Annotated in this window: 32 protein-coding genes; 31 read left to right on the plus strand and 1 reads right to left on the minus strand. The window is 37.5% G+C overall.

Features of this window, described 5'->3' with window-relative positions; all coding sequences use genetic code 11:
* The first annotated feature begins 2 nt into the window (after positions 1-2).
* From HT678_RS00600 to purN, 31 genes are all read left to right on the plus strand, one after another.
* Complete coding sequence (locus HT678_RS00600; RefSeq protein ID WP_001055966.1) at positions 3-203, plus strand: SPPN_00645 family bacteriocin-like peptide; 201 nt, start codon at positions 3-5, stop codon at positions 201-203.
* Positions 204-395: 192 nt separating this feature from the next.
* A complete protein-coding gene (gene blpU, locus HT678_RS00605) occupies positions 396-626 on the plus strand; it encodes a bacteriocin-like peptide BlpU (RefSeq protein WP_001093485.1) in 231 nt (76 codons plus the stop codon).
* Positions 627-628: 2 nt separating this feature from the next.
* Positions 629-754: a PncF family bacteriocin immunity protein gene (locus tag HT678_RS11850; RefSeq protein ID WP_007284823.1), complete on the plus strand. Its 126-nt coding sequence runs from the start codon at positions 629-631 to the stop codon at positions 752-754.
* 606 nt (positions 755-1360) lie between these two features.
* Complete coding sequence (locus tag HT678_RS00610) at positions 1361-1999, plus strand: recombinase family protein (RefSeq protein ID WP_119946621.1); 639 nt, start codon at positions 1361-1363, stop codon at positions 1997-1999.
* Between the two features lie 147 nt (positions 2000-2146).
* Positions 2147-3382 (plus strand): CAP domain-containing protein, encoded by a 1236-nt coding sequence (locus HT678_RS00615; protein ID WP_172924512.1) that lies wholly within the window; start codon positions 2147-2149, stop codon positions 3380-3382.
* 46 nt (positions 3383-3428) lie between these two features.
* Positions 3429-4850 carry an N-acetylmuramoyl-L-alanine amidase family protein gene (locus HT678_RS00620; protein ID WP_172924513.1) on the plus strand — a complete coding sequence of 474 codons (1422 nt, stop codon included), beginning with the start codon at positions 3429-3431 and terminating at the stop codon, positions 4848-4850.
* Positions 4851-4879: 29 nt separating this feature from the next.
* Positions 4880-5209 (plus strand): hypothetical protein, encoded by a 330-nt coding sequence (locus tag HT678_RS00625; protein WP_240153443.1) that lies wholly within the window; start codon positions 4880-4882, stop codon positions 5207-5209.
* Between the two features lie 116 nt (positions 5210-5325).
* On the plus strand, positions 5326-6240 hold the full coding sequence (locus HT678_RS00630) for a hypothetical protein (RefSeq protein ID WP_172924514.1): 915 nt from the start codon (positions 5326-5328) through the stop codon (positions 6238-6240).
* Positions 6227-6595 carry a DUF6287 domain-containing protein gene (locus HT678_RS00635; RefSeq protein ID WP_240153444.1) on the plus strand — a complete coding sequence of 123 codons (369 nt, stop codon included), beginning with the start codon at positions 6227-6229 and terminating at the stop codon, positions 6593-6595. Before HT678_RS00630 ends, HT678_RS00635 begins: the two co-directional genes overlap by 14 nt.
* Positions 6596-7087: 492 nt before the next feature.
* Complete coding sequence (locus HT678_RS00640; RefSeq protein ID WP_000658224.1) at positions 7088-7216, plus strand: smi_0059.1 family bacteriocin-like peptide; 129 nt, start codon at positions 7088-7090, stop codon at positions 7214-7216.
* Between the two features lie 11 nt (positions 7217-7227).
* Positions 7228-7383 (plus strand): hypothetical protein, encoded by a 156-nt coding sequence (locus tag HT678_RS00645; protein ID WP_001004584.1) that lies wholly within the window; start codon positions 7228-7230, stop codon positions 7381-7383.
* Between the two features lie 34 nt (positions 7384-7417).
* Positions 7418-7612, plus strand: a complete 195-nt coding sequence (locus tag HT678_RS00650; RefSeq protein WP_000180815.1) for a class IIb bacteriocin, lactobin A/cerein 7B family — start codon at positions 7418-7420, stop codon at positions 7610-7612.
* 27 nt (positions 7613-7639) lie between these two features.
* Positions 7640-7840 carry a hypothetical protein gene (locus HT678_RS00655; RefSeq protein WP_023940558.1) on the plus strand — a complete coding sequence of 67 codons (201 nt, stop codon included), beginning with the start codon at positions 7640-7642 and terminating at the stop codon, positions 7838-7840.
* 8 nt (positions 7841-7848) lie between these two features.
* Entirely contained in the window at positions 7849-8016 is a 168-nt protein-coding gene (locus tag HT678_RS00660) for a class IIb bacteriocin, lactobin A/cerein 7B family (RefSeq protein ID WP_001047583.1), read from the plus strand.
* A 3-nt stretch (positions 8017-8019) separates the two neighbouring features.
* Positions 8020-8235 carry a bacteriocin immunity protein gene (locus HT678_RS11365; protein ID WP_078149558.1) on the plus strand — a complete coding sequence of 72 codons (216 nt, stop codon included), beginning with the start codon at positions 8020-8022 and terminating at the stop codon, positions 8233-8235.
* An 80-nt stretch (positions 8236-8315) separates the two neighbouring features.
* Positions 8316-8495, plus strand: a complete 180-nt coding sequence (locus HT678_RS00665) for a hypothetical protein (protein ID WP_000846995.1) — start codon at positions 8316-8318, stop codon at positions 8493-8495.
* 77 nt (positions 8496-8572) lie between these two features.
* Positions 8573-8779, plus strand: coding sequence for a hypothetical protein (locus HT678_RS00670; RefSeq protein WP_023938646.1), 207 nt, complete (start codon positions 8573-8575; stop codon positions 8777-8779).
* Between the two features lie 401 nt (positions 8780-9180).
* Positions 9181-9375: a hypothetical protein gene (locus HT678_RS11370; protein WP_000757185.1), complete on the plus strand. Its 195-nt coding sequence runs from the start codon at positions 9181-9183 to the stop codon at positions 9373-9375.
* A 20-nt stretch (positions 9376-9395) separates the two neighbouring features.
* Positions 9396-10289, plus strand: coding sequence for an XRE family transcriptional regulator (locus HT678_RS00675; protein ID WP_000343887.1), 894 nt, complete (start codon positions 9396-9398; stop codon positions 10287-10289).
* Positions 10290-10831: 542 nt separating this feature from the next.
* Positions 10832-11128 carry an uberolysin/carnocyclin family circular bacteriocin gene (locus tag HT678_RS00680; RefSeq protein ID WP_000837726.1) on the plus strand — a complete coding sequence of 99 codons (297 nt, stop codon included), beginning with the start codon at positions 10832-10834 and terminating at the stop codon, positions 11126-11128.
* A gap of 6 nt (positions 11129-11134) precedes the next feature.
* Complete coding sequence (locus HT678_RS00685; RefSeq protein WP_000698831.1) at positions 11135-12271, plus strand: hypothetical protein; 1137 nt, start codon at positions 11135-11137, stop codon at positions 12269-12271.
* Positions 12268-12750 carry a stage II sporulation protein M gene (locus HT678_RS00690; RefSeq protein ID WP_001232096.1) on the plus strand — a complete coding sequence of 161 codons (483 nt, stop codon included), beginning with the start codon at positions 12268-12270 and terminating at the stop codon, positions 12748-12750. The genes HT678_RS00685 and HT678_RS00690 overlap by 4 nt, the downstream gene beginning before the upstream one ends.
* The gene (locus tag HT678_RS00695) at positions 12747-13343 is read left to right on the plus strand and encodes an ATP-binding cassette domain-containing protein (protein ID WP_000687786.1); all 597 of its coding nucleotides are present in this window, start codon (positions 12747-12749) and stop codon (positions 13341-13343) included. The genes HT678_RS00690 and HT678_RS00695 overlap by 4 nt, the downstream gene beginning before the upstream one ends.
* Positions 13324-13815 (plus strand): hypothetical protein, encoded by a 492-nt coding sequence (locus HT678_RS00700; RefSeq protein WP_000671988.1) that lies wholly within the window; start codon positions 13324-13326, stop codon positions 13813-13815. Before HT678_RS00695 ends, HT678_RS00700 begins: the two co-directional genes overlap by 20 nt.
* A 381-nt stretch (positions 13816-14196) precedes the next feature.
* Positions 14197-16350, plus strand: a complete 2154-nt coding sequence (gene comA / locus HT678_RS00705; RefSeq protein ID WP_023938645.1) for a peptide cleavage/export ABC transporter ComA — start codon at positions 14197-14199, stop codon at positions 16348-16350.
* Between the two features lie 12 nt (positions 16351-16362).
* Complete coding sequence (comB, locus tag HT678_RS00710; RefSeq protein ID WP_023938644.1) at positions 16363-17712, plus strand: competence pheromone export protein ComB; 1350 nt, start codon at positions 16363-16365, stop codon at positions 17710-17712.
* A 169-nt stretch (positions 17713-17881) separates the two neighbouring features.
* On the plus strand, positions 17882-18589 hold the full coding sequence (gene purC, locus HT678_RS00715; RefSeq protein ID WP_050222965.1) for a phosphoribosylaminoimidazolesuccinocarboxamide synthase: 708 nt from the start codon (positions 17882-17884) through the stop codon (positions 18587-18589).
* 56 nt (positions 18590-18645) lie between these two features.
* Positions 18646-22371 (plus strand): phosphoribosylformylglycinamidine synthase, encoded by a 3726-nt coding sequence (locus tag HT678_RS00720; protein WP_023938642.1) that lies wholly within the window; start codon positions 18646-18648, stop codon positions 22369-22371.
* Positions 22372-22463: 92 nt separating this feature from the next.
* Positions 22464-23906, plus strand: a complete 1443-nt coding sequence (purF, locus tag HT678_RS00725) for an amidophosphoribosyltransferase (RefSeq protein WP_023938639.1) — start codon at positions 22464-22466, stop codon at positions 23904-23906.
* Positions 23907-23944: 38 nt separating this feature from the next.
* Positions 23945-24967, plus strand: coding sequence for a phosphoribosylformylglycinamidine cyclo-ligase (gene purM / locus HT678_RS00730; RefSeq protein WP_023938637.1), 1023 nt, complete (start codon positions 23945-23947; stop codon positions 24965-24967).
* A complete protein-coding gene (gene purN, locus HT678_RS00735) occupies positions 24964-25515 on the plus strand; it encodes a phosphoribosylglycinamide formyltransferase (RefSeq protein WP_023938635.1) in 552 nt (183 codons plus the stop codon). The genes purM and purN overlap by 4 nt, the downstream gene beginning before the upstream one ends.
* A 356-nt stretch (positions 25516-25871) precedes the next feature.
* Here purN and HT678_RS00740 read toward each other — a convergent pair whose 3' ends face one another.
* Complete coding sequence (locus tag HT678_RS00740; protein ID WP_138703024.1) at positions 25872-26102, minus strand: hypothetical protein; 231 nt, start codon at positions 26100-26102, stop codon at positions 25872-25874.
* Positions 26103-26161: the final 59 nt, after the last annotated feature.

Raw genomic sequence — 26161 nt, forward strand, 5'->3', positions numbered from 1 at the left:
TAATGAATATGATAAAAATTGAAGAAAAATTTACAAGTCTTACAGAAAAAGATTTGGCAACAGTAGAGGGTGGTCGAGTGTCATGGAGAGGTAATATTAACATCGATGTCCACAAAGTGATTGATAGTACGGGAAGATTTTTCGGTGGTATCTATAATGCTGGTAGATCATTTGGGCGAAATGTTTACAATGCATTTTATTAATATAGTTTATTAAAATGAATATCATATATTATATTTTTGAATTCGTTTTCGAATAGATAAATAAGAGGAATACAGGGAATGATTATTTCAGTAATTCAAGATTTGGATGAAACAATTTAATAAACACTGCTATACCAAACTTGTCAAGTTTGCAACAAGACAAGCATTAAAATAAAAAAGGAGGCATTCGTTATGAATACAAAAACGATGTCACAATTTGAAATTATGGATACTGAGATACTTGCTTGCCTTGAAGGTGGCGGATGCAATTGGGGAGATTTTGCCAAAGCAGGTGTTGGAGGAGGAGCAGCACGAGGTCTTCAGCTAGGAATTAAAACAGGAACATGGCAAGGTGCAGCAACTGGTGCTGCGGGAGGAGCTATATTTGGAGGTGTGGCCTATGCAGCGACATGTTGGTGGTAATTATGGATTTTAAAAGTTTTATTATTGGTTTAGTAGTTGGTATATTTGGTCCCTATATGGATGATCTAATTAGAAAAAAATTTTTAAAGTCTTCGGAGAAGAAAACAGAAAAATTTGTCAAAAAATAATCAAAACGATAAATGATGAATCTGATTCAAAATTATCTTGCACATGTAAAGAGGACCATCTCTCCTCTTATCAGGTAAATAGGAATCTTGCAGTAGCGAATCAAAAAAGGAGTAACTATGAATCGTAATTTAGAACGGTGTTATCTATTCTGACTATGAATAGATCATACCAGAGGTGGCTTATAAATAGCGGGGACATTAGAAATTGAAGTAACTTTAAATAGGATGTCGTAAATGTTGCTATCAATGATTTATTTGTCCCAAGCTTGCCTAGGGTGTCAGTAAAAAATCAATTTCCTTTCAAAATAGCATATTTTTAGTAGGTAGGACGTTTGTTCTGCCTATTTTTTGCTAAAAAGTGCAGTTGAAGTGTCTATTTGCATCATTTGGAGTTTTACATGTATTTTTGATAAAAAATAGGTATAGAAATTAGGAAAGTTGAAGAAAAGGAATGAAGGAGGTCTTAGTTTGTGATTTTTTACATACTTTTAAGGCTTGATGAACCAGTTTGAACTAATATATAATTGCTAGAAATTGAATACACTACTCCTTGAGGGCATTTTGCCCTTTTTTATATTTTACAATAAGTGTAAAAGGAGAGTTTTTATGCGTTACGGTTATGTTCGAGTATCTACAAGAGAACAAAATATTGATAGGCAATTTTCAGCATTGGTAGAAAACAAATTATCAAAAGAGAATATTTTTATTGATTACGTTTCAGGAAAAGATTTTGACAGAATGGAATATCAAAAATTATTAACTACCTTGAAAGAAAATGATGAATTGGTTATTAAATCAATTGATAGGTTGGGAAGAAACTATGATGAAATTTTAGAACAATGGCAATCGATTACTAAGAAAAAGAAAGTAAATATAACTGTTTTAGATTTCCCCTTATTAAATACAAAGAATAGCAATGATAATATCACAGGAAAACTAATCTCCGATATCGTTTTACAAGTCCTATCTTATGTGGCACAGTTTGAAAGAGAACAAATCAAACAAAGACAAATGGAAGGAATACGGGAAGCACAGAAAAAAGGGAAGAAATTCGGTAGACCAAAATTGGTTGTCCCGAATAATTTCCCTGATGTGATAGCTCAATATAAGAAAAAAGAAATAACCTTACGAGAAGGTGCAGACATCTTAGGAGTATCAAAAAGCACCTTTCATAATTGGATAAAAAATTCATATTTCCTGTCAAAAAACCTAGGATTTTTTGACAGGAAATACACTCTATTCTAGAGCCGTTTTAGTTAGAAAAAAAGGTTCTAAAATCAAGCATTTTGACCGATTATTATTACACTTCCATTTTATCAAGTTTGTCCAAAAAAGTCTAGGTTTTAGGACAAACTGATTACTTTACAATAAATAAAAATAGGGGGACACGAAATGGACACCAAAGCTAAAAAGTTCACACTTGCAACGATTTCAGCTCTATCACTTCTTGGGGTAGGAATTGTTACATCACAATCAGTAGCTGCTAATGATAGGCTGGTTTCCACTCAAGCAATCAATGGTCAATCCTACAATATCTTGAACTCTGAGGTTACTAGTACTTCTTCTGGTACTACTCTGGTTGGGATTGAAGGGACTTTCTTAACGCCAGATAAACAGGCTATCTTAGACCGTATCAATGCCATTCGAAAAGAGGCAGCAGACGAAGGTCTAGTTACTAGCTATGTTCCTATCAAATGGTCAACTGCGCTAGAAAAAACAGCCTTCGTTCGGGCAGCAGAAGCTTCTGTAACTAGGCATCATAAACGTTTATCTAATAAAGATATTTGGAGTGCCTGGCCTTCAGGGAATTTTTCACTAGCCGAAAACTTAGCTTGGAACTATGATGGATTTATGATAGCTATTAATCAATGGTATGAGGAAAAAGCAGATTACGTCAAATCTCGTAGTGGGGCAAGTGTATCTGGTCAAACTGGACACTACGAATCCTTAATCAATCCAGAATTGACCTATATGGGTTTGGCAGCCTTTGAAAACCCTGTCACTCAAAATGGACGGATTACCATTGCACAAAGTTTCGGAACAGCATCTGGTGGCTCTGAAGAATTAGCTGGTGGTTATGGAAAGGCCATTCAATATACAGAAGCAAATTCTTCTCAGACTCAAACATTTGCGACTAAGGCGAATCTTTTTGACAAAGACTTGAAGGCAATCGGAACTCATACCAGTAAGAAAACAAAACAAGGTAAGTCTAACGGGACTAATAAACCAGGTTTCTTTTTTCAAATGCAAGATATTGGTAGGGGTATGGGTTTTTGGCAACAATCGGGCTCTCGTTGGTGGTTTATGCAACTTGATGGGTCTTACCCTTACAATCAGTGGGCAAAATTAGATAATATCTGGTATCACTTCGATAGTTCAGGCTGGATGCAGACAGGTTGGTTGAAAGACGGTAAGGCTTGGTACTATCTCGACGGTTCAGGCGCTATGAAGACTGGTTGGCTCAAAGATAACGGTAGCTGGTACTATCTCGACGGTTCAGGCGCTATGAAAACAGGCTGGTTTACAGTTTCTGGTAAATGGTACTATGCCTATAGCTCTGGTGCACTAGCAATCAATACGACTACACCTGATGGCTACCGTGTTAATTACAACGGTGAGTGGATCTAGGATAAGATTATAAAAAATAGATAAAAAGAAAAGGAATACAAAAATTATGAAAAAAATCGTTTTAACGACTACAGTAGTTTTATCACTTGTAGCAACAGGAGCTACGATTTCAAGTGTCAATGCCGCAAGTGTTCCAATGGTCAAGAAATGGTCTCCAGCAGCCAATGCCTATGTTGAAGTCCCTGCTCCTGGTTATCGTGATACAGATTTAGTCGCAACAGATGTGACTCTTGTAGAGAAAAGAGAAGCAAAAGGTAAAGAAAAATTAACAGATGTTTTATCTGCTTCAAAGTCAAAAACTAATTTTGTAACGGTTGATTGGGTAGATAATGTTTATCAAAAAGAATTTTCTAAGCAATTTGCAAGTTTTGAATCCAATGGTATCGCCACATTCAACGGTAAAACAATTGTCTTTAAAGCAACAGACTATGGTATCTATACCATGAAGTTTGAACTAAATGGTACTCGCTATAAGTTAACTGCTGATGTCAGAGAAAATCTGGGAAAAGGAGGTCCTTTTTACACTTATATAACCAAACTAGAAGTCTTATCAACTAATCAAGCAAATACTATCTCAAATACGAGTACTGAAAAACAAATAGAAGCAACAATTACAAAGGTTGAAATTCATCATTTTGGATTTAATTTTGAAGGTGTACTCTCAGAGCCACTACAACACGGAGGAGATAATGCAGCTAGAGGAAATGTTACTCTAATTGATAAGGCTAGCGGAAAAATTGTGTATCAACATAATAATGATGTCATCTTTAGTGGTCTAACTAATGACGTCAACGACCAATTTCTTTTGCCTTTAATTTATAGCAATCAATTTAAAGGGGATGTTTTCGATATCAGACAGTTTCCTGCTGGAACATATATCTTGGAGATGTCTGGAGAAGCTGGCTCTCCGCGCGATCACTCAATTGATAATAGAAAACGTGTCTTTAAAGTTAGAAAAGAGGTGACTATCGGAAATCCTTCGACAAATTCAAATACTAACACAACAACTCAATCAGGTTCGAATTCATCTAGCTCGTCAACTTCTACAAGTTCGTCATCTGGAAACTATTCTAACACGGATACAACCATGATGACCCATCAGTCTAAATCTACTTGGATGTATTCGAATGGTCGCTGGTGGTATAAACACGAAGATGGCACTTATACAACTAATGACTGGGAAAAAATCAATGGTGTTTGGTATCGTTTTGATAACTCTGGTTGGATGCAAACTGGCTGGGTAAAAGACAACGGCACGTGGTACTATCTCGACGGCTCAGGTGCGATGAAGACAGGTTGGGTCAAAGATAACGGTAGCTGGTACTACCTTCAAGATTCAGGAGCTATGAAAACAGGCTGGATGAAAGTATCTGGCAAATGGTACTATGCCTATAGCTCTGGTGCACTCGCAATCAATACAACTACACCTGACGGTTATCGTGTCAATTACAACGGTGAGTGGGTATAAAAACAATTTCAAATTGTAAGATTAAACATATGAAAAAATTATTTCTATTCAGTATCAGTATTTTAGCTATCTCCATTTTAACAGCTTGCCAACCTCAGAGTAAAAACACTTCCTCAGAAAGTTCTGAAACAACTACTTCTAGTAGCAGTTCGCCTACTTCCACATCAGAAGAGAAGAAAAATGATTACACCCTATATAATCCTGTCCTTAAAGAATATGCCAAAGTATTAGATGATTCATCAGCTTCACCTAAAGAGCTCAATTCAAAAGCAAACTTAAAAAATACTTATCCTAAAGAATACTCTGGACTACAGTATAGCTTGTATGATTTAGACCAAGACGGTAAACTATTTATTTAATAATGTTTGTTTTAGGAGTTCTTTGATAATGAAAAAATAATTTTATTAACTACTTATCTTCATGCACAATAATTTAATTTTTACAAATACAAATAGTAACTAACGGAGAATTTTATATGAATCGCAAAATAGTTTTAATTTCACTACTTCTTTCAGGATGCATTCTGACTGCATGTACTCATACTAAGTCTCAAAGTAATCAAGAAGAAAAACAAATAGAACAAGTATCTTCAAAAAGCAAAAGTACTGAATTTGCTGAACACTTATCAAAAAATGAAACCATTATCTATGATTTAGAAAATTCTAAATCAACCTCAAAAGAAACTAGAATCGAATTTTTATTAGTTGCCAAAAATAACACAATTACAGCATTTGATTTACGCGGAAGTAAAAATAGCGAACATTTAACATTAGGCGATGTAAGTAAATTATCTGACAAAGAAGTTATTGAGAAAGCGAAAGAACTTCATAAGCAAAATATAAAAACTTATTATGACAACCTCGTCAATTATTATAAGGAAGATTTAGAACTTACACAAAAGGAACTAGATGAATATAAAGCAAAACTAGACAAATATCCTGAAGGGTCAGTTGGAATAGCAAATGGTTCAGCTGAGGAACATGAGCAACGAATTGACCGACATAAAAAAACTATACAGGCATTAGAAAATTCCAATGAACTTACAGAATTATCCAAACCTGGTACCGGCTCTTATTCTATCAAGTTAAAAACAGATGGTAGCGGAAATCAGACTGCTTTTGAATATTTAAAATATACTGGAACAATATTTGATAAGAAAAATAAGGAAATTGATATTTCAAATCCACTAAAAAATTACTTCCCTACAACTGAAGACAATGGTTTTGGTGTTTCTTCATTTTATGCTATGGATATCTACGATTCGACTTTTAATATTGGAGTAAATAAAGACCATGAAAATACAATCGCAATTCGAACCAATAAAAATACACTCTTCACGCTTGACAGTCCTAAAACAAACTTAAAGAATATTACCGTTGATAAAAAGTAATGATTATTCTGCAATTCAAAATGGAGATTTTTCTAGTGTCGCAGGCACTTGGAGGAATCGTACAGGTATTGAATTCACCTTTGACAAAAATGGTTTAGTAAGTGATCATTCCAAGATTTCAATTGAACATGCTAAGGAAATTGACCACTATCTCAAGGCAAGTTCTGTTTCTAAAGATGGAGGTGCTGGTGCAGCTATTGCCTTTTTACCAGCAGGAATCCCTATAACCATGTCTGTCACCTCTTCTTCAGATAATGGCTATACTGACTCGTCTGATATTACACAAGACCGCTTATGGTTTGGACACCAACTTATCAATGGTAGTACCGAGGGATTTTTTTACAAGGTAGAATAGTTTTAATAGACTTACAAATTTATCAATAAGAATGTCGGAAAATTTTCTGATATTCTTATTTTTTTGACTTCCTTTTCGAATAGATAAGTAAGAGGAAAAAGGAAGGAGCCTAGTTCATGTTTATATCAGTGTTCTACCCATGGTTCACTGAGTTATTTTTTAAATAAATTTAATTTAGTTGTACATTTTTGAATTGTTTTTCGAATAGATAAGTAAGAGGAAAAGAAAAGGAGTTTGCTTCATGTATCTACCGATTTTCTATTCATGGTATATTAAATTATTTTTCAAATAAAATTTAATTTAGTTGTACATTTTCGAAATTTTTTTCGAATAGATAAGTGAGAAGGAAAAGGAAGGAGTCTAGTTTATGTATCTACCGATTTTTTATTCATGGTACATTAAATTATTTTTTAAATAAAATTTAATTTAGTTGTACATTTTCGAATTATTTTTCGAATAAATAAGTAAGAGGAAAAAGAAAGGAATAAAATAATGAAAGAACATTATTACGGATTTGTTGAGCTAACTTCGGAAGAATTGACCGATATTCAAGGTGGAGAAAGTTGGGTGAAGACCCTTGCAGATTGGTACATTGGATTTCGTAGAGGTTTTGGTTTTTAGGAGGATAAGAGATGAATGAAATGAATGATAAGTATACTATTGAAGTATTAAAGGAGAGCGACTTAGCTTTGCTGGTGGGTGGTAGCAAGGAAAGTTATCAACGGGGTCTAATTACAGGTCTATTGTTACGCGGTATATTTATTGGAACCCCATTTTTTAGAAGATAAGATTTAGAAAAAATAGAACAAGAGGAGAAAAAAGATGACAAATTTTGACAAAATGGAACAGAACTTTGTAGCTCTTACAGAAGAAGAGTTGATGGATGTGGATGGGGGAGCATTGCCTCTTGTAATCGCCGGAGTGTCTATCTGGAAGATAGGTGCAGCAGTAGCAGGTGGAGCAGCAGCGCTTTTTGCTGGAGGAGCAGCTTTGGGGTATTATGCGAATAGACCATAATCTGATTGTAGTCAGAGAGGCATTTCTATGTTTTTAAAAAAAGAAGTGATATTATTAGGGGTATTGTTATCGCTACGTATTATTTTTACTATCGTTCAAATTTTAATTGATTATAAAATATTATCTGGACAGTATAGTGTAAATTTTATGGATATTTCAGAAGTATTTACTTATCCAATACTCATTTTAATCATTTACATAGCAATAAAATATAATACAAAGGAGTAATGACGAATATGAACTTAGAACAATTTTATCAATTATCTGACGATGAATTAGTGGGAACAAAAGGTGGTTTTGGTCTTGCGGAAGCAGTTGGGATTGCAGGAGTACTGAATGCTGCTGTACAAATTTTTAATGCTGGTTACAAATTTGGTTCAGATTTGGCTCGTCGTGGGCGTTAGATAATGAATAATCGCAACCTTAATCTCAATACATTGTTACCTAAACTAGCCACTATATTTCCTTTGTTGGGAATAATTCTTAATGTCGCGCTTCATGTGATTCGTACAGGTTCGTTAGTATACTTTAATTGGCAATGGACTTTGGTTGGTTTGCTTTTCTCAGCATATTTTGGTATTTTTCGCAAAGATTTGTCAAAAAATAATCCAAACTATAAATGAAGAACATGAATCAAAAGGATTTTGTGTATATGAATGGTAGCGTTTTTCCGCCATTCTTGTCAGGTAAATAGGAGCTTTCTATGAAAACATTTTTATTAGGCTTTACTGAGGGTTATTTTACCGTATCGCTCATAATCTACATCGCAACGTATTTGATTTTGAGAAATCCAATCAATACCCTATTTTATCCAGAAATTTACCCTGTTTTATTTGGGCTCTTTTATCTAGGATATAAGGTCAATAAAAAGCGAGTAGAGTAAACAGTTAAGAATGACTTGTTAGTCTGCGCTAAAATGGCTAGGCTAGAATCTAGGAATGCATCACATTGGAGTTTAATATGAAATTTATTAAATCAATACTGAAAGTTTGGCCTGAAATTATGGTATTACTTAGTTCAATGTCTTATATCATCATCAGATTAGTAGCTGACATGAATAAAGTATCTTTACTTACTTGGTTTGATAGTTTCAATATACCAACGATTGCATTATTTATGATGGTCTTCATTCTTTTATACAGAAGTAAAGAAAAAAAGAATGGATAAATTTGAGGTAGTAGACGCTCTATAGGGAATAGGTGTCTTATAGTAACGAATCAAAAAAAGGAGTAACTATGAATCGTAATTTAGAACGGTGTTATCTATTCTGACTAGGAATAGATTATACCAGAGGTGGCTTAGAAATAGCAGGGACATTAAAAATTGAAGTAACTTTAAATAGGATGTCGTAAAGGTTACTATCAATGATTTATTTGTCCCAAGCTTGCCTAGGGTGTCAGAAAAAAATCATTTTCCTTTCAATAGCATATTTTTAGTAGGTAGGACGTTTGTTCTGCCTATTTTTTGCCAAAAAAGTGTATTTGAGCTGTTTATTTGGAGTTTTACATGTATTTTTTGATAAAATTTGATAAAATAGGTATAGAAATTAGGAGAGTTGAAGAAAAGAAATGAAGAAGGTTTTAAGATATTTTTTAGTATTTGTTTTTCTATTTTTGATGAATATTTTCATCTTTAAGATACTAGCAACTCTGGGATTTCAGCTGACAATGAGTGAAAAGAGTTATATTGTACCACCGCTGTTTTCGATTATCGTTTTGTACATGATTGACAAAAGAATTAGGAAGAAAAAGAAATCTTTGTAATCAACTTAAGGAGTATTACTATGGATGAGTTGAAACGTGAAATTGGTTATAAAATCAAAACTATTAGGCGATCTTGTGGAAAAACTCAGATAGATATTTGTGGTGATGAATCAGAGTTGACGATTCGTCAGCTAGCACGTATTGAAAATGGGCAAGCTTTAGCAACACTTCCTAAATTATTATTGATTGCGGATAAACTTGGAGTATCATTACAGAATATTGTGGATGTTAAGGTTATAGAGATTCCAAAAGGATTCCTAAAACTCAAAGATGAGCTGATTCATTCTCAAACCTACGCTGATAAGGGAAGAATCGAACGAAAAGAAGCTATACTTGAGGAAATATATGAAAACTATTATGAGAATTTGCCTGAGGAAGAGCAGTTAATTGTGGATGTGACACAAGCTCGTTTTGATATTTATGGTAGTTCAGATGTGACCTACGGTTTAGGGTTAGTGGAAGAATATTTCCAGCAGTTATTAAAAAAGAAATATTTTTCTGTAAATGATTTGTTGATTATTGAATTGTATTTCTTTTGTTGTGCTATGGGATTAGAAGATAAAGAACATTTTGAGGAGTTAGCTCAAAAAGTATTGCTATGTTCAGAATATGAAGATAAGGCTAGCCTAGCTCAGATGGAAAAAGTTCTTCTGAGCCTATTTATCCAAATTCAGACAGAAGATAGTCTGATATATATTCAAACATTTGAGAAAATTATTGCTAAAACAAGACATGTTTTTTACCGACCTCATCTATTTTTGCTAAAGGCAAAATATGCTTTATTTGTAGACAAGAATATTTTAGAGGCAGAAAGTTTCTATGAAAAGGCAATTTCTCTAGCAGAATTGCTAGATGATCAGATATTAGTTCAGAGAATCTTAGAAGAAAAACAAATAGATTTCCCAACAACCTGACTTCTAAGTCATGTTGTTTTTTTCATGTTTTTGTTATATTAAACCTATAAAGAAAACGCTCTCAAAAAGAAAGGAGGTTTATTATGGTTGGAACGTTATTTGTCCCTTTAAGTATAAGAGTTTGGTTCTATCTATAATATCAGGTAGAGATTAATGGAATAAAGTATTCTTATATTGGATTAAAGGAATGTTTTAATAGGTTTCCTACATTAGTATAGAGGATGAAACTCAATTTTCAATGATATAAAAGAGTGATTTGGAGATTGTGAGGGTTGAGTATGTTTATTTATGATGTAGGAAGTGTAAACTAAAAAGGAGGTAGTAATCGTATAAAAGTTAAATAGACATTATCTTTTATTGAGTCTTAGTGATATAAAAGTAATTTGATAATCTAGGAAAATGTAGTAGTAATTTATTTATTATAGATATGTTAATAAAAGTAGTATAAAATATAGACGAACATTTGAAGAGAGTTAGGAATACAACATGTGCGAATTAACTCTCAATAAAACATACATAATATACAAAAGGAGTACACTAAAATGAAATCTAAAAGAATGGAATTTCATAATAAATTTCTCATTGTTTCAGCAATGTTAGCAGTCATTAGTTGGTTAAGCTTAGGTGTTGTTTCTTTTCCTATGTTGGCTGGGACATTAGGAATTTCGACAAAAGCTGCTGCTACTGTAGTCAATTTGATTAGTGCTTATAGTACAGTTACAGCAGTAATTTCAATTGTAGGTGCAATCACAGGAGTAGGTTCTATTGGTTCGGGTATTGCAGCAACAGTTCTTTATATATTGAAAAAGAAGGGTGCTGCTAAAGCAGCTCTATGGTAGAACTAGATGAAAATACTTTCTAAAAAAGAATGTGAAAGTATTTTAGGTTATCTTAATTTTATTGGGATAACCCTTTTGTTTTTTGTTATCATAAGTTTGTCAATCTATTTTAAAAGCTATCTTCCTTTTCAAGGGAAATTATTTTTACTTTTTTTGGTAGTAGATTACGCTACTTTGAATCGTTATAATATGAAACTGCCTATCCAAAGTAAAAAAATAAATACTTTCTATATAAGGAAAAACTATATTTTTCTCTATCTTCTTGCCATTGTCAAGAAATATTATTCTTTCCAAATTTTACAATCATTCATTTATTTATTTATTTTGTATTTTCTAGATATTATTGGATATTTTTATTTATACATTACTCTTTGTTTGATAGTTATTCAAATTATTTCTTTAATTCTACCTAGTTTGTTTTCAATTATAAGTAAATTGTTCTTATTTTTATCTATAGGACTATTGTCTATAGAACAAGGACAAGTTGTAATTTATGTCATACTACTCAATTATTTTATTTTAGTTATGGGGATATTAGATAATCACGCGAGTAATTTCTATTTTAAAAGCAGTCGAATGAGCCAAAAAAGATTTCGTAGCAGTCTATTTATATTGCTTCGTTTTTGTTGGTTAAATAAAGGGTTAACTTTTTCTTTTATTTTGATTAGTATTCTTCTTTCCTATCTATTTTGGTATATGATGACGATGTTATCAATTGATGGTACAAAAATACCAATATTGTTTCTTTATACCTCAATATATATCACATTAATGGAGGCAATAATAGGGAATCATAAATCCTCAATTGGGGTAGATCTAGCTTTACTTCAATTATCTGCTCTTAATCATTCTAAAATGAATTTCTTTTTTAAGAATGCACAACTAATGATGTTGACGCATTTAATCTCTTTCTTACAATTTTCATTGTTGTTATGTTTGATTCCGGTGACAAGTTATAGTAATGATATAAAAAGTATTTTGTTGAATTTGTTATTGATTCCATTCAATTATTTTATAGCCTATGTCTATTATAAGAAAGCTCTATTTTTAATTAAAGGTACAGTTAGTTTATTGAGATGGAGTTTTCTGGTTTTATATTGTTTTCTGATATTATTTGTAACTTTAGTAGGGGGCATTAGATGAGAAAAAGTGGTTTTCTGATTTACTATGTGTTATTTTGTACGGTCTGTTTTTCACTAGGTTTACTTTTAAGCTTTATATTAAAAAGTGAGACTTTTGCTACTATACCTCCGAAACTGGAATTACAATTTACATTGACAGTTTTACAGGCAAATTCTACAAATTTTTTGCTATATCTATTCTGTTTTCCGATTTCGCCCTTATTGCAACTTTTTGATTTGCTATCTTTAGGAATACAATTGGGTATATCTGGTCAGATGATTGGAATAGTAGCTACAATAAAAGGAATATTACCTCATGGTCTTATTGAAATACCGAATTTTATTTGGTATCAAGGTATGAGTCAGTATCTTTTATACCGATTATTGAAGGATAGGGGAATTGAAAATATACTTATTTATATAAAAAGTAATTTAAAATGGTATATCATTTCTTATATTTTATTAATTTTAGCAGCGTTGATAGAGGGAATTAAATTATGAAAATTGAAAATGAATCTAAAAGTTATGATAAATGTATACTGAAAAATATATCACTAGAGATTGATAAGGGAATTTACAGAGTTGAAGGAGAGAATGGTTCAGGAAAGAGCACCCTTCTACAACTTTTAGCTGGGCTAGAGACTTTTGATAGTGGTTTAAAGAATTGTGTCTCCAAAGATGTACTATACCTTGATACCAATCAGCTTGGGGTTATTCCATTTACTATAGAAGAAAATTTGCAGTTGTTGTGTGATTCTTTTCAAATCCATCTATCATTTGAGGATAAAGAACAAATTAATACTTTTTTTGATAATAAAATCGGAGATAACTATATGACAGCATCTACTGGAACAAAATTCAAATTAGGCTTATCCTTAATTTTTGCTAAAAATTGGGATTATATTTTTATTGATGAGACCTTATCAACAGTGGATGCAAGAAGTATTGATATGATTGCTAAACGTTTAATTTCCATGAAAGAAAGCTCTACTATTATATATGTATCTCATAATTTATTGAATCAAGAATTGATTAGCAAATCTCAAAGGATTTTAATAGAGGAAGGACGGGTTTATGAAATTTCAAACAAATAATAGTTTATACAAATTAATGAATCTGATTATTTATCTTTTTCTTTTATATTTGTTTATTGATTTACTGATGAAGTCGGGAATTTTAGATGAACAAATTGATAAATTATCTGAACTATCTAATCTTTTTACAATTAAAATAGAAACAATATTGACAGTGATTTCTGTTGTTTTCACATTTATAGCAACTCTTATTGAATATGGATTTTCTCTCTTTCTGATTACATTATTTTTTGATAAGGATAAGAGGAACTTTGGAGATATTCTTTTATCTAAAAATATAACCTTAAGTTTTAGCATTTTACTTTGTTACTTATTTAATCCATCGGATATAAAGTTTGCTTATTTCAGCATATTGACAGTATTACTAATTGGGATAACAAATTATGCGAGATTTAAAAATTTAAGATTGACAGTAGTATTTTCTGTACCATTTTTATTTAATGCTATAGTGTCTATTATAAATAGTTTTTAGAAATACTAAAATTTCTTTTCTTTACTTAATAATGACACGAAATCATTTCGGTTTTATTAACTTGGAATTCTTATATTTTCTAGGTAGAACGTTTGTTCTGCCTATTTTCTTTATCCAAAAAGTGCAGTTGGGAGGGAGATAGGCGCATTTGGGGAGGAAGTCCAGTTTTTGTTTGAGGATTGGGGTAAGATAGTTGTTATCAGATGAGTTTATACTCTTCGAAAATCAAATTCAAACCACGTCAACGTCGCCTTGCCGTATATATGTGACTGACTTCGTCAGTCCTATCTACAACCTCAAAACAGTGTTTTGAGCAGCCTGCGGCTAGTTTCCTAGTTTGCTCTTTGATTTTCATTGAGTATTAGGAAAAAGGAGATGAAGATGAAATTTGGGAAACGTCACTATCGTCCGCAGGTGGATCAGATGGACTGCGGTGTAGCTTCATTAGCTATGGTTTTTGGCTACTATGGTAGTTATTATTCTTTGGCTCACTTGCGAGAATTGGCTAAGACGACTATGGATGGGACGACGGCTTTGGGCTTGGTCAAGGTGGCAGAGGAAATTGGTTTTGAGACGCGAGCAATTAAGGCGGATATGACGCTCTTTGACTTGCCAGATTTGACTTTTCCTTTTGTTGCCCATGTTCTTAAGGAAGGAAAATTGCTCCACTACTATGTGGTGACTGGGCAGGATAAGGATAGCATTCATATTGCCGATCCAGATCCTGGGGTGAAATTGACCAAACTGCCACGTGAGCGTTTTGCGGAAGAATGGACAGGAGTGACTCTTTTTATGGCACCTAGTCCAGACTACAAGCCTCATAAGGAACAAAAGAATGGTCTGCTCTCTTTTATCCCTATATTAGTGAAGCAGCGTGGCTTGATTGCCAATATCGTTTTGGCAACACTCTTGGTAACCTTGATTAACATTGTGGGTTCTTATTATATGCAGTCTATCATTGATACCTATGTGCCAGATCAGATGCGTTCGACGCTTGGGATTATTTCTATTGGGCTGGTTATCGTCTATATTCTCCAGCAGATTTTGTCTTACGCTCAGGAGTATCTCTTACTTGTTTTGGGGCAACGCTTGTCGATTGATGTGATTTTGTCCTATATCAAGCATGTTTTTCACCTGCCTATGTCCTTTTTTGCGACACGTCGGACAGGGGAAATCGTGTCTCGTTTCACGGATGCTAATAGTATCATCGATGCGCTGGCTTCGACCATTCTTTCGATTTTCCTAGATGTGTCAACAGTTGTCATTATTTCTCTTGTTTTATTTTCACAAAATACCAATCTCTTTTTCATGACTTTATTGGCACTTCCTATCTACACAGTGATTATCTTTGCCTTTATGAAGCCGTTTGAAAAGATGAATCGGGACACCATGGAAGCCAATGCGGTTCTGTCTTCTTCTATCATTGAGGACATCAACGGTATTGAGACTATCAAGTCCTTGACTAGTGAAAGTTCACGTTATCAAAAGATTGACAAGGAATTTGTGGATTATCTGAAGAAATCCTTTACCTATAGTCGGGCAGAGAGTCAGCAAAAGGCTCTGAAAAAAGTTGGCCATCTCTTGCTCAATGTCGGCATTCTCTGGATGGGGGCTGTTCTGGTCATGGATGGCAAGATGAGTTTGGGGCAGTTGATTACCTATAATACCTTGCTGGTTTACTTTACCAATCCTTTGGAAAATATCATCAATCTGCAAACCAAGCTTCAGACAGCACAGGTTGCCAATAACCGTCTGAATGAGGTCTATCTGGTAGCCTCGGAGTTTGAGGAGAAGAAAACGGTTGAGGATTTGAGTTTGATGAAGGGAGAGATGACTTTCAAGCAGGTTTACTATAAGTATGGCTATGGTCGAGATGTCTTGTCGGATATCAATTTGACTATTCCGCAGGGTTCTAAGGTGGCTTTTGTGGGGATTTCGGGGTCAGGTAAGACGACCTTGGCTAAGATGATGGTTAATTTTTACGACCCAAGTCAGGGAGAGATTAGTCTGGGTGGTGTCAATCTCAATCAGATTGATAAAAAAGCCCTGCGCCAGTACATCAACTATCTGCCTCAACAGCCCTATGTCTTTAACGGAACGATTTTGGAGAATCTTCTCCTTGGAGCCAAGGAGGGGACGACTCAAGAGGATATCTTACGGGCGGTGGAATTGGCAGAGATTCGGGAGGATATCGAGCGCATGCCACTGAATTACCAGACAGAATTGACTTCGGATGGGGCAGGGATTTCAGGTGGTCAACGGCAGAGAATCGCTCTGGCGCGTGCTCTCTTGACAGATGCACCTGTCTTGATTTTGGATGAGGCGACCAGCAGTTTGGATATTTTGACAGAGAAGCGGATCGTAGATAATCTCATGGCTTTAGACAAGACCTTGATTTTCATCGCCCACCGCTTGACCATTGCAGAGCGGACAGAGAAGGTTGTTGTCTTGGATCAGGGCAAGATTGTTGAAGAAGGAAAGCATGCTGATTTGCTTGCACAGGGTGGCTTTTACGCCCATTTGGTCAATAGCTAGAAAGAGGAGAGGATGAAACCAGAATTTTTAGAAAGTGCGGAGTTTTATAATCGTCGTTACCATAATTTTTCCAGTCGGGTGATTGTCCCCATGTCCCTTCTGCTTGTGTTTTTACTTGGATTTGCAACATTTGCAGATAAGGAGATGAGTTTGTCTACTAGAGCTACTGTCGAGCCTAGTTGTATCCTTGCACATATCCAGTCAACTAGCAACAATCGTATTCTTGTCAATCATTTGGAAGAAAATAAGCTGGTTAAGAAGGGGGATCTCTTGGTTCAATATCAGGAAGGGGCAGAGGGTGTCCAAGCGGAGGCCTATGCTAGTCAGTTGGATATGCTCAAGGATCAAAAAAAGCAATTGGAGTATTTGCAAAAGAGCCTGCAAGAAGGGGAGAACCACTTTCCAGAGGAGGATAAGTTTGGCTACCAAGCCACCTTTCGCGACTACATCAGTCAAGCAGGCAGTCTTAGGGCTAGTACATCGCAACAAAATGAGACCATCGCGTCCCAGAATGCAGCAGCTAGCCAAACCCAAGCCGAAATCGGCAACCTCATCAGTCAAACAGAGGCTAAAATTCGCGATTACCAGACAGCTAAGTCAGCTATGGAAACAGGTGCTTCCTTGGCCAGTCAGAATCTAGCCTACTCTCTCTACCAGTCCTACAAGTCTCAGGGCGAGGAAAATCCGCAAGCTAAGGCTCAGGCTGTTGCGCAGGTTGAAGCGCAGCTTTCTCAGTTAGAATCTAGTCTTGCTACTTACCGTGTCCAGTATGCAGGTTCAGGTACCCAGCAAGCCTATGCGTCAGGTTTAAGCAGTCAATTGGAATCTCTCAAATCCCAACACTTGGCAAAGGTTGGTCAGGAATTGACCCTTCTAGACCAAAAAATCTTGGAAGCAGAGTCAGGCAAGAAGGTTCAGGGAAGTCTTCTAGACAAGGGGAAAATTACGGCCAGTGAGGATGGGGTGCTTCACCTTAATCCTGAGACTAGTGATTCTACCATGGTAGCAGAAGGTACCCTACTAGCCCAACTCTATCCATCCTTGGAAAAAGAAGGAAAAGCCAAGCTAACAGCTTATCTAAGTTCAAAAGATGTAGCAAGAATCAAGGTCGGTGATTCTGTTCGCTATACTACGACTCATGATGCCAAGAATCAACTTTTCCTAGATTCTACTATTACCAGCATAGATGCTACAGCTACCAAGACTGAAAAAGGGAATTTCTTTAAAATTGAAGCGGAGACTAATCTAACTTCTGAGCAGGCTGAAAAACTTCGGTACGGGGTGGAAGGCCGTCTACAGATGATTACGGGCAAGAAAAGTTACCTGCGTTATTATTTAGATCAATTTTTGAACAAAGAGTAATGTTCGTATTTTCAGAGTTAAATGATTTTAAAACTGTGAGAAAGATTCTTCTTGCAGTTTTTTCTTTATGATTTTCGAGGGTGCTATGTTATTTATTCGGTTAAATTCTTGTAATTTTAGGTTTTTTATGGTAGAATGTGCTCAAGTAATACGAAAGGCGAACTTTAAAATGTCAAAACAGTTGATCTATTCGGGAAAAGCTAAAGATATCTATACAACTGAAGATGAAAATCTTATTATTTCAACTTACAAGGACCAGGCGACTGCTTTCAACGGTGTCAAGAAGGAGCAGATTGCAGGTAAGGGAGTCTTGAATAATCAGATTTCATCTTTTATTTTTGAGAAATTAAATGCGGCTGATGTGGCGACTCACTTTGTGGAGAAACTTTCAGACACGGAACAACTCAATAAAAAGGTTGAGATTATTCCTTTGGAAGTCGTGCTCCGCAACTACACGGCTGGTTCCTTTTCAAAACGTTTTGGCGTAGACGAAGGTATCGCCTTGGATACTCCGATTGTTGAATTTTACTATAAAAATGATGATTTGGATGATCCATTTATCAATGACGAGCATGTGAAATTCCTAAAGATTGCGGATGACCAGCAGATTGCTTACTTGAAGGAAGAAACCCGTCGTATCAATGAACTCTTGAAAGGCTGGTTTGCTGAGATTGGGCTTAAGTTGATTGACTTTAAGCTAGAGTTCGGTTTTGACAAGGATGGCAAGATTATCTTAGCAGATGAATTTTCACCAGATAACTGCCGTTTGTGGGATGCGGATGGCAACCACATGGATAAGGATGTTTTCCGTAGAGGATTGGGAGAACTAACAGACGTTTACGAGATTGTTTGGGAAAAGTTGCAGGAATTGAAATAACAACCTCAAGGCTGTTTGGAAACATTGCAAGAGCTGAAATAAAGGAATAAGAATTGATGGATAAACGTATTTTTGTTGAAAAAAAGGCTGATTTTCAGGTCAAGTCAGAGAGTTTGGTGAGAGAGCTCCAGCACAACTTGGGGCTTTCAACTTTGAAAAGTATTCGCATCGTGCGAGTTTATGATGTATTTGACTTGGCAGAGGACCTGTTTGCACCTGCAGAGAAACACATTTTCTCTGAGCAGGTGATAGACCATGTTTTGGATGAAGCGGCTGTGCAGGCGGATCTTGCCAACTATGCTTTCTTTGCGATTGAAAGCCTACCAGGGCAGTTTGACCAGCGTGCGGCTTCTTCACAGGAAGCCTTGCTTTTACTAGGAAGTTCGAGTGATGTGACGGTTAATACAGCACAATTGTACTTAGTCAATAAGGATATTGATGCGACTGAGTTGGAAGCGGTCAAGAACTATCTGCTCAACCCAGTTGATTCTCGTTTCAAGGACATCACGGTAGGGATTGCCAAGCAGGAATTTTCAGAGTCAGACAAGACTATTCCCAAATTGACTTTCTTTGAAAGCTATACAGCAGAAGACTTTGCTCGCTACAAGGCTGAGCAAGGGATGGCCATGGAAGTGGATGATTTGCTCTTTATCCAAGACTACTTTAAGTCAATGGGGCGCGTGCCAACTGAGACCGAACTCAAGGTTTTGGACACTTACTGGTCTGACCACTGCCGTCATACGACTTTTGAGACAGAGTTGAAACACATCGACTTTTCAGCTTCTAAATTCCAAAAGCAATTGCAGGCGACCTATGACAAGTATATTGCCATGCGTGATGAGTTGGGACGTACGGCAAAACCACAAACCTTGATGGATATGGCTACTATTTTCGGTCGTTATGAGCGTGCCAATGGACGTTTGGATGATATGGAAGTGTCAGATGAAATCAATGCTTGCTCAGTAGAAATCGAAGTGGATGTTGATGGTGTGAAAGAGCCATGGCTCCTAATGTTCAAGAACGAAACCCACAATCACCCAACTGAGATTGAGCCATTTGGTGGGGCTGCTACCTGTATTGGTGGAGCCATTCGTGACCCATTGTCAGGACGTTCATACGTTTACCAAGCTATGCGTATCTCGGGTGCAGGTGATATTACAGCACCAATCTCTGAAACGCGTGCTGGTAAGCTGCCACAACAAGTCATTTCTAAAACAGCGGCTCATGGTTATTCTTCATATGGTAACCAAATTGGGCTTGCGACGACCTATGTTCGTGAATACTTCCACCCAGGCTTCGTTGCTAAGCGTATGGAGTTGGGTGCCGTTGTCGGTGCTGCTCCTAAGGAAAATGTAGTCCGTGAAAAACCGGAAGCGGGGGATGTCATTATCCTGCTCGGTGGTAAGACTGGACGTGATGGTGTCGGTGGTGCGACAGGGTCTTCTAAGGTTCAAACAGTTGAGTCTGTAGAGACTGCTGGTGCTGAGGTTCAAAAAGGAAATGCCATCGAAGAACGCAAGATTCAGCGCCTCTTCCGTAATGGCAATGTCACTCGTCTGATCAAGAAGTCCAATGACTTTGGGGCAGGCGGTGTCTGTGTGGCTATCGGTGAATTGGCAGACGGTCTTGAAATCGACCTCAACAAGGTGCCTCTTAAATACCAGGGCTTGAATGGTACAGAAATTGCCATCTCTGAATCACAAGAACGGATGGCGGTCGTGGTTCGTCCTGAAGATGTGGATACCTTCGTTGCCGAATGTAACAAAGAAAATATTGATGCTGTTGTGGTGGCGACAGTAACTGAAAAACCAAATCTTGTCATGCACTGGAATGGTGAGACAATCGTTGACTTGGAACGCCGTTTCCTTGACACCAATGGTGTGCGCGTGGTTGTCGATGCCAAAGTTGTGGACAAGGATGTCAAACTCCCAGAAGAGCGTCAAACATCTGCTGAAACACTGGAATCAGATACCCTTACGGTTCTATCTGACCTCAACCATGCAAGTCAAAAAGGATTACAGACTATCTTTGACTGCTCTGTTGGACGCTCAACGGTTAATCACCCACTTGGTGGTCGTTACCAACTCACACCAACTGAGGCATCTGTGCAGAAATTGCCAGTTCAACACGGTGTGACTCATACTGCGTCGGTCATTGCTCAAGGTTTCAACCCATATGTAGCTGAATGGTCTCCATACCACGGTGCTGCTTATGCGGTTATCGAAGCAACTGCTCGTTTGGTGGCTGCTGGTGCCAACTGGTCCAAGGCTCGTTTCTCTTACCAAGAGTATTTCGAGCGTATGGATAAACAAGCAGAGCGTTTCGGTCAGCCAGTAGCTGCTCTTCTAGGTTCTATTGAAGCACAAATTCAGCTTGGCTTGCCATCTATCGGTGGTAAGGACTCCATGTCTGGTACCTTTGAAGAATTGACCGTTCCGCCAACCTTGGTTGCCTTTGGGGTGACGACGGCAGATAGCCGTAAGGTGCTCTCTCCAGAATTTAAAGCTGTTGGGGAAAATATCTACTACATCCCAGGTCAAGCCCTCTCTGCAGAGATTGATTTTGACTTGATTAAGAAAAATTTTACTCAGTTTGAAGCCATCCAAGCTGACCATAAAGTGACATCTGCATCAGCTGTCAAATACGGTGGTGTAGTTGAAAGTTTGGCTCTTGCTACTTTTGGAAATCATATCGGTGCAGAGGTAATCTTGCCTGAACTTGAAAGTTCTTTGACAGCACAATTGGGCGGATTTGTCTTCACATCTCCTGAAGAAATTGCTGGAGTAGAGAAGATTGGACAAACGAAAGCAGACTTTACACTGACTGTCAACGGTGTGAAGCTAGATGGACACAAGCTTGACAGTGCATTTCAAGGGACATTGGAAGAAGTTTACCCAACAGAATTTACCCAAGCGAAAGAACTAGAAGAAGTACCAGCTGTGGTATCAGATGTTGTGATTAAAGCCAAAGAAAAGGTTGAAAAACCTGTGGTTTACATCCCAGTCTTTCCAGGAACCAACTCAGAATATGATTCAGCTAAGGCCTTCGAAAAAGAAGGTGCAGAGGTCAATTTGGTGCCATTCGTGACCTTGAATGAAGAAGCTATTGTCAAGTCAGTTGAAACTATGGTTGACAATATCGACAAGACTAATATTCTCTTCTTTGCCGGTGGATTCTCGGCTGCGGATGAACCAGATGGTTCAGCTAAGTTTATCGTCAATATCCTGCTTAATGAAAAAGTGCGTGCGGCTATTGATAGCTTTATCGCCCGTGGTGGCTTGATTATCGGTATCTGTAATGGATTCCAGGCCCTCGTCAAATCAGGTCTTCTTCCATACGGGAACTTCGAGGATGCCAGCAGTACGAGCCCAACCCTCTTCTACAATGATGCCAACCAGCACGTGGCCAAGATGGTGGAAACTCGGATTGCCAATACCAACTCGCCATGGTTGGCTGGAGTGCAAGTGGGTAATATTCATGCTATCCCAGTATCGCATGGTGAAGGGAAGTTTGTCGTGACGGCTGAGGAATTTGCAGAGCTCCGTGACAATGGTCAAATTTTCAGCCAATACGTTGACTTTAACGGTAAACCAAGTATGGATTCTAAGTACAATCCGAATGGTTCTGTCCATGCCATCGAAGGAATTACCAGCAAGAATGGTCAAATCATCGGTAAGATGGGCCACTCAGAACGTTATGAGGATGGTCTTTTCCAAAATATCCCAGGCAATAAAGACCAACACCTGTTCGCATCAGCGGTTAAACATTTCACTGGAAAATAAGACTTACAGATTTTCTAATAGATAGTATCAGTAATGTAAAAGTCATGTAAATCTAGCTCTTGATGATTACAAATGAAAATTAGGTATAAAAAATGACATACGAAGTAAAATCTCTTAATGAAGAATGTGGTGTTTTCGGTATTTGGGGACATCCAGATGCTGCTAAGTTGACCTATTTTGGACTCCACAGTCTTCAACACCGTGGTCAGGAGGGGGCAGGAATCCTCTCCAATGATCAAGGACAACTGAAGCGCCATCGTGACATGGGGCTTTTATCAGAAGTTTTCAGAAATCCAGCCAATTTGGATAAATTGACAGGAGCTGGTGCGATTGGGCATGTGCGTTATGCGACTGCTGGCGAAGCTTCTGTTGATAACATCCAACCCTTCCTCTTCCGTTTTCACGATATGCAGTTTGGTTTGGCTCATAATGGAAATCTGACCAATGCAGCCTCTCTCAAGAAAGAACTGGAACAAAGAGGAGCAATTTTCAGCGCGACTTCGGACTCTGAAATCTTGGCTCACCTCATTCGTCGCAGTCACAATCCTAGTCTGATGGGCAAAATCAAGGAGGCGCTCAGCCTAGTTAAAGGTGGTTTTGCCTATATCTTGCTATTTGAAGATAAGTTGATTGCGGCTCTTGATCCCAATGGTTTCCGTCCGCTTTCTATCGGGAAAATGGCCAACGGAGCGGTGGTGGTTTCCTCTGAAACCTGTGCTTTTGAGGTTATTGGTGCTGAATGGATTCGTGATTTGAAGCCAGGTGAGATTGTGATCATTGATGACAAGGGCATCCAGTATGATAGCTATACGGATGATACTCAGTTAGCAATCTGTTCTATGGAGTATATCTATTTTGCCCGCCCTGATTCTAACATTCATGGTGTCAATGTTCATACGGCACGTAAACGTATGGGTGCTCAATTGGCGCGTGAATTCAAGCATGAGGCGGATATAGTGGTCGGTGTGCCCAATTCTTCCCTCAGCGCAGCCATGGGATTTGCGGAAGAATCTGGTTTGCCAAATGAAATGGGCCTCATCAAGAACCAATACACCCAACGTACCTTTATCCAACCGACTCAAGAATTGCGGGAGCAAGGGGTGCGGATGAAATTGTCTGCAGTTTCTGGTGTTGTCAAAGGCAAGCGTGTGGTTATGATTGATGACTCTATTGTACGTGGAACAACTTCTCGTCGTATCGTTCAGCTTTTGAAAGAAGCAGGTGCGACTGAAGTTCACGTTGCTATTGGCAGTCCAGCGCTAGCTTATCCATGCTTCTACGGGATTGATATCCAGACCCGTCAGGAGCTGATTGCGGCTAATCATACGATTGAAGAAACTCGCAAAATCATTGGAGCTGACAGCCTGACTTACCTCTCTGTTGAGGGGTTGATTGATTCGATTGGGATTGAAACGGATGCGCCAAATGGTGGTCTCTGTGTCGCTTACTTTGACGGTGACTACCCAACACCTCTCTATGACTACGAAGAAGACTATCGTAGAAGTTTGGAAGAAAAGACCAGTTTTTACAAGTGAGTTACTGAGATTCTCCATAAAAGAAAAGGAATAAAGAAATGGCAAATAAAAATGCGTACGCTCAATCTGGTGTGGATGTTGAAGCGGGTTATGAAGTTGTTGAACGGATTAAAAAGCACGTGGCTCGTACGGAGCGTGCAGGTGTCATTGGAGCTCTTGGTGGCTTTGGTGGCATGTTTGATCTTTCAAAAACAGGTGTCAAAGAGCCCGTATTGATCTCAGGGACGGATGGTGTCGGAACCAAGCTCATGCTGGCTATCAAGTACGACAAGCACGATACTATCGGTCAGGACTGTGTGGCCATGTGTGTCAACGATATCATCGCTGCAGGTGCGGAACCCCTCTATTTTCTCGACTATGTGGCGACAGGTAAGAATGAACCAGCTAAGCTAGAGCAAGTCGTTGCTGGTGTGGCAGAAGGTTGTGTGCAGGCTGGTGCTGCCCTCATCGGTGGGGAAACGGCTGAAATGCCGGGCATGTACGGCGAAGATGACTACGACTTGGCTGGATTTGCGGTTGGTGTGGCTGAAAAATCTCAAATCATTGACGGTTCAAAGGTGGCAAAAGGTGATGTTCTTCTCGGACTCGCTTCAAGTGGGATTCACTCAAATGGTTACTCTCTCGTCCGTCGTGTCTTTGCAGACTACACAGGTGAGGAAGTCCTGCCAGAATTGGAAGGCAAGCAACTCAAGGAAGTTTTGCTTGAGCCGACTCGTATCTATGTCAAGTCTGTTTTGCCACTCATCAAGGAAGAGTTGGTCAACGGCATTGCCCATATCACAGGTGGTGGCTTTATTGAGAATGTCCCTCGTATGTTTGCAGCTGATTTAGCAGCTGAGATTGAGGAAGACAAGGTTCCAGTGCTTCCAATTTTCAAAGCCCTTGAAAAATACGGTGAAATCAAACATGAAGAAATGTTTGAAATCTTCAATATGGGGGTAGGGCTCATACTGGCAGTTAGCCCTGAAAATGTAACTCGTATCAAGGAATTGTTGAATGAACCAGTCTATGAAATTGGTCGTATCGTCAAGAAAGAAAACGAAAGTGTCATCATCAAATGAAAAAAATAGCAGTTTTTGCCTCTGGTAATGGCTCAAATTTTCAGGTGATAGCGGAACAATTTCCAGTAGAGTTTGTCTTTTCAGACCATCGTGACGCCTATGTGCTCGAACGTGCAGACAAGCTTGGTGTCCTATCCTACGCTTTTGAACTCAAGGAGTTTGAGAACAAGGCAGACTACGAAGCGGCCCTTGTCGAACTCTTGGAAGAGCACCAGATTGACTTGGTTTGTCTAGCAGGCTACATGAAAATTGTTGGGCCAACCTTATTGGCAGCCTATGAAGGCCGAATCATCAACATTCATCCAGCCTACCTGCCAGAATTTCCAGGAGCTCATGGGATTGAGGACGCTTGGAATGCTGGTGTTGCTGAGAGTGGCGTGACCATTCACTGGGTGGACTCAGGTGTAGATACAGGGAAGATTATCAAACAAGTGCGTGTGCCACGGCTGGCTGATGATACCATAGAAAGCTTTGAAGCTCGCATCCATGAGGCAGAGTACAAGTTGTATCCGGAAGTGTTGGATAGTTTGAAATTAAGGAGAAAGTAAATTTTGAATAATAAAGTTATTAAGACTTTACTAGATAAAGTTAAAGAATTTGAATATTTTTTTAATGAGTATGAAAAACAATTTTACCCTAAAGTAATAAAAATTAGAAATTTATTTCTAGTTAGCTTAATTGTATTTATTATTCTAATGTTGACAAGTTATGTACTTTGGTTCTGGAATTTTGGTGATTTGTGTGTTAAAATAGTTTCTCTTATTTTTACTGTACTTTCTTTGGGGGGCTTTATTTATCTCAGTCGAAAATTTGATAAAATTTCAGATGGAAAACCTAATAAATTTGAAGAGCTATGTAGAGAAATAAAGTATGAATTGATTCTTATGTATGGAGAAAAAGCTAGTTATGCTGTGAAGTTGTTAATAGCTGATTTGACAGATAAACAGGATAATAAAATTAAGAAGTATGAAAGTTTAGTAAAGTCGGTAGGCATAGTTGGTATAATTTTGGTAACGGCTTTTATCACTTTGGCTTTAAATAAATTATTTGTTGCAGATGAGACAGCTATTTCTGTTGAAACATTTTTGGGTTTAATTTTAATCGTAGCTATAATAGTATGGTTGATTAATTTCATAGATAGTGGAATAAAAAATATTATTAAATACCCCATATGGGGTAAAGCTTCAAAAGAAG

This window comes from Streptococcus sp. 3167 (assembly GCF_013277175.1).
GTDB classification, from domain to species: domain Bacteria; phylum Bacillota; class Bacilli; order Lactobacillales; family Streptococcaceae; genus Streptococcus; species Streptococcus pseudopneumoniae.

Coding starts and splice junctions, on each gene's coding strand:
- HT678_RS00600 (WP_001055966.1), top strand. CDS start 3: ATGAATATGATAAAAATTGAAGAAAAATTTACAAGTCTTACAGAAAAA.
- blpU (WP_001093485.1), top strand. CDS start 396: ATGAATACAAAAACGATGTCACAATTTGAAATTATGGATACTGAGATA.
- HT678_RS11850 (WP_007284823.1), top strand. CDS start 629: ATGGATTTTAAAAGTTTTATTATTGGTTTAGTAGTTGGTATATTTGGT.
- HT678_RS00610 (WP_119946621.1), top strand. CDS start 1,361: ATGCGTTACGGTTATGTTCGAGTATCTACAAGAGAACAAAATATTGAT.
- HT678_RS00615 (WP_172924512.1), top strand. CDS start 2,147: ATGGACACCAAAGCTAAAAAGTTCACACTTGCAACGATTTCAGCTCTA.
- HT678_RS00620 (WP_172924513.1), top strand. CDS start 3,429: ATGAAAAAAATCGTTTTAACGACTACAGTAGTTTTATCACTTGTAGCA.
- HT678_RS00625 (WP_240153443.1), top strand. CDS start 4,880: ATGAAAAAATTATTTCTATTCAGTATCAGTATTTTAGCTATCTCCATT.
- HT678_RS00630 (WP_172924514.1), top strand. CDS start 5,326: ATGAATCGCAAAATAGTTTTAATTTCACTACTTCTTTCAGGATGCATT.
- HT678_RS00640 (WP_000658224.1), top strand. CDS start 7,088: ATGAAAGAACATTATTACGGATTTGTTGAGCTAACTTCGGAAGAATTG.
- HT678_RS00645 (WP_001004584.1), top strand. CDS start 7,228: ATGAATGAAATGAATGATAAGTATACTATTGAAGTATTAAAGGAGAGC.
- HT678_RS00650 (WP_000180815.1), top strand. CDS start 7,418: ATGACAAATTTTGACAAAATGGAACAGAACTTTGTAGCTCTTACAGAA.
- HT678_RS00655 (WP_023940558.1), top strand. CDS start 7,640: ATGTTTTTAAAAAAAGAAGTGATATTATTAGGGGTATTGTTATCGCTA.
- HT678_RS00660 (WP_001047583.1), top strand. CDS start 7,849: ATGAACTTAGAACAATTTTATCAATTATCTGACGATGAATTAGTGGGA.
- HT678_RS11365 (WP_078149558.1), top strand. CDS start 8,020: ATGAATAATCGCAACCTTAATCTCAATACATTGTTACCTAAACTAGCC.
- HT678_RS00665 (WP_000846995.1), top strand. CDS start 8,316: ATGAAAACATTTTTATTAGGCTTTACTGAGGGTTATTTTACCGTATCG.
- HT678_RS00670 (WP_023938646.1), top strand. CDS start 8,573: ATGAAATTTATTAAATCAATACTGAAAGTTTGGCCTGAAATTATGGTA.
- HT678_RS11370 (WP_000757185.1), top strand. CDS start 9,181: ATGAAGAAGGTTTTAAGATATTTTTTAGTATTTGTTTTTCTATTTTTG.
- HT678_RS00675 (WP_000343887.1), top strand. CDS start 9,396: ATGGATGAGTTGAAACGTGAAATTGGTTATAAAATCAAAACTATTAGG.
- HT678_RS00680 (WP_000837726.1), top strand. CDS start 10,832: ATGAAATCTAAAAGAATGGAATTTCATAATAAATTTCTCATTGTTTCA.
- HT678_RS00685 (WP_000698831.1), top strand. CDS start 11,135: ATGAAAATACTTTCTAAAAAAGAATGTGAAAGTATTTTAGGTTATCTT.
- HT678_RS00690 (WP_001232096.1), top strand. CDS start 12,268: ATGAGAAAAAGTGGTTTTCTGATTTACTATGTGTTATTTTGTACGGTC.
- HT678_RS00695 (WP_000687786.1), top strand. CDS start 12,747: ATGAAAATTGAAAATGAATCTAAAAGTTATGATAAATGTATACTGAAA.
- HT678_RS00700 (WP_000671988.1), top strand. CDS start 13,324: ATGAAATTTCAAACAAATAATAGTTTATACAAATTAATGAATCTGATT.
- comA (WP_023938645.1), top strand. CDS start 14,197: ATGAAATTTGGGAAACGTCACTATCGTCCGCAGGTGGATCAGATGGAC.
- comB (WP_023938644.1), top strand. CDS start 16,363: ATGAAACCAGAATTTTTAGAAAGTGCGGAGTTTTATAATCGTCGTTAC.
- purC (WP_050222965.1), top strand. CDS start 17,882: ATGTCAAAACAGTTGATCTATTCGGGAAAAGCTAAAGATATCTATACA.
- HT678_RS00720 (WP_023938642.1), top strand. CDS start 18,646: ATGGATAAACGTATTTTTGTTGAAAAAAAGGCTGATTTTCAGGTCAAG.
- purF (WP_023938639.1), top strand. CDS start 22,464: ATGACATACGAAGTAAAATCTCTTAATGAAGAATGTGGTGTTTTCGGT.
- purM (WP_023938637.1), top strand. CDS start 23,945: ATGGCAAATAAAAATGCGTACGCTCAATCTGGTGTGGATGTTGAAGCG.
- purN (WP_023938635.1), top strand. CDS start 24,964: ATGAAAAAAATAGCAGTTTTTGCCTCTGGTAATGGCTCAAATTTTCAG.
- HT678_RS00740 (WP_138703024.1), bottom strand. CDS start 26,102: ATGAAATTAATCAACCATACTATTATAGCTACGATTAAAATTAAACCC.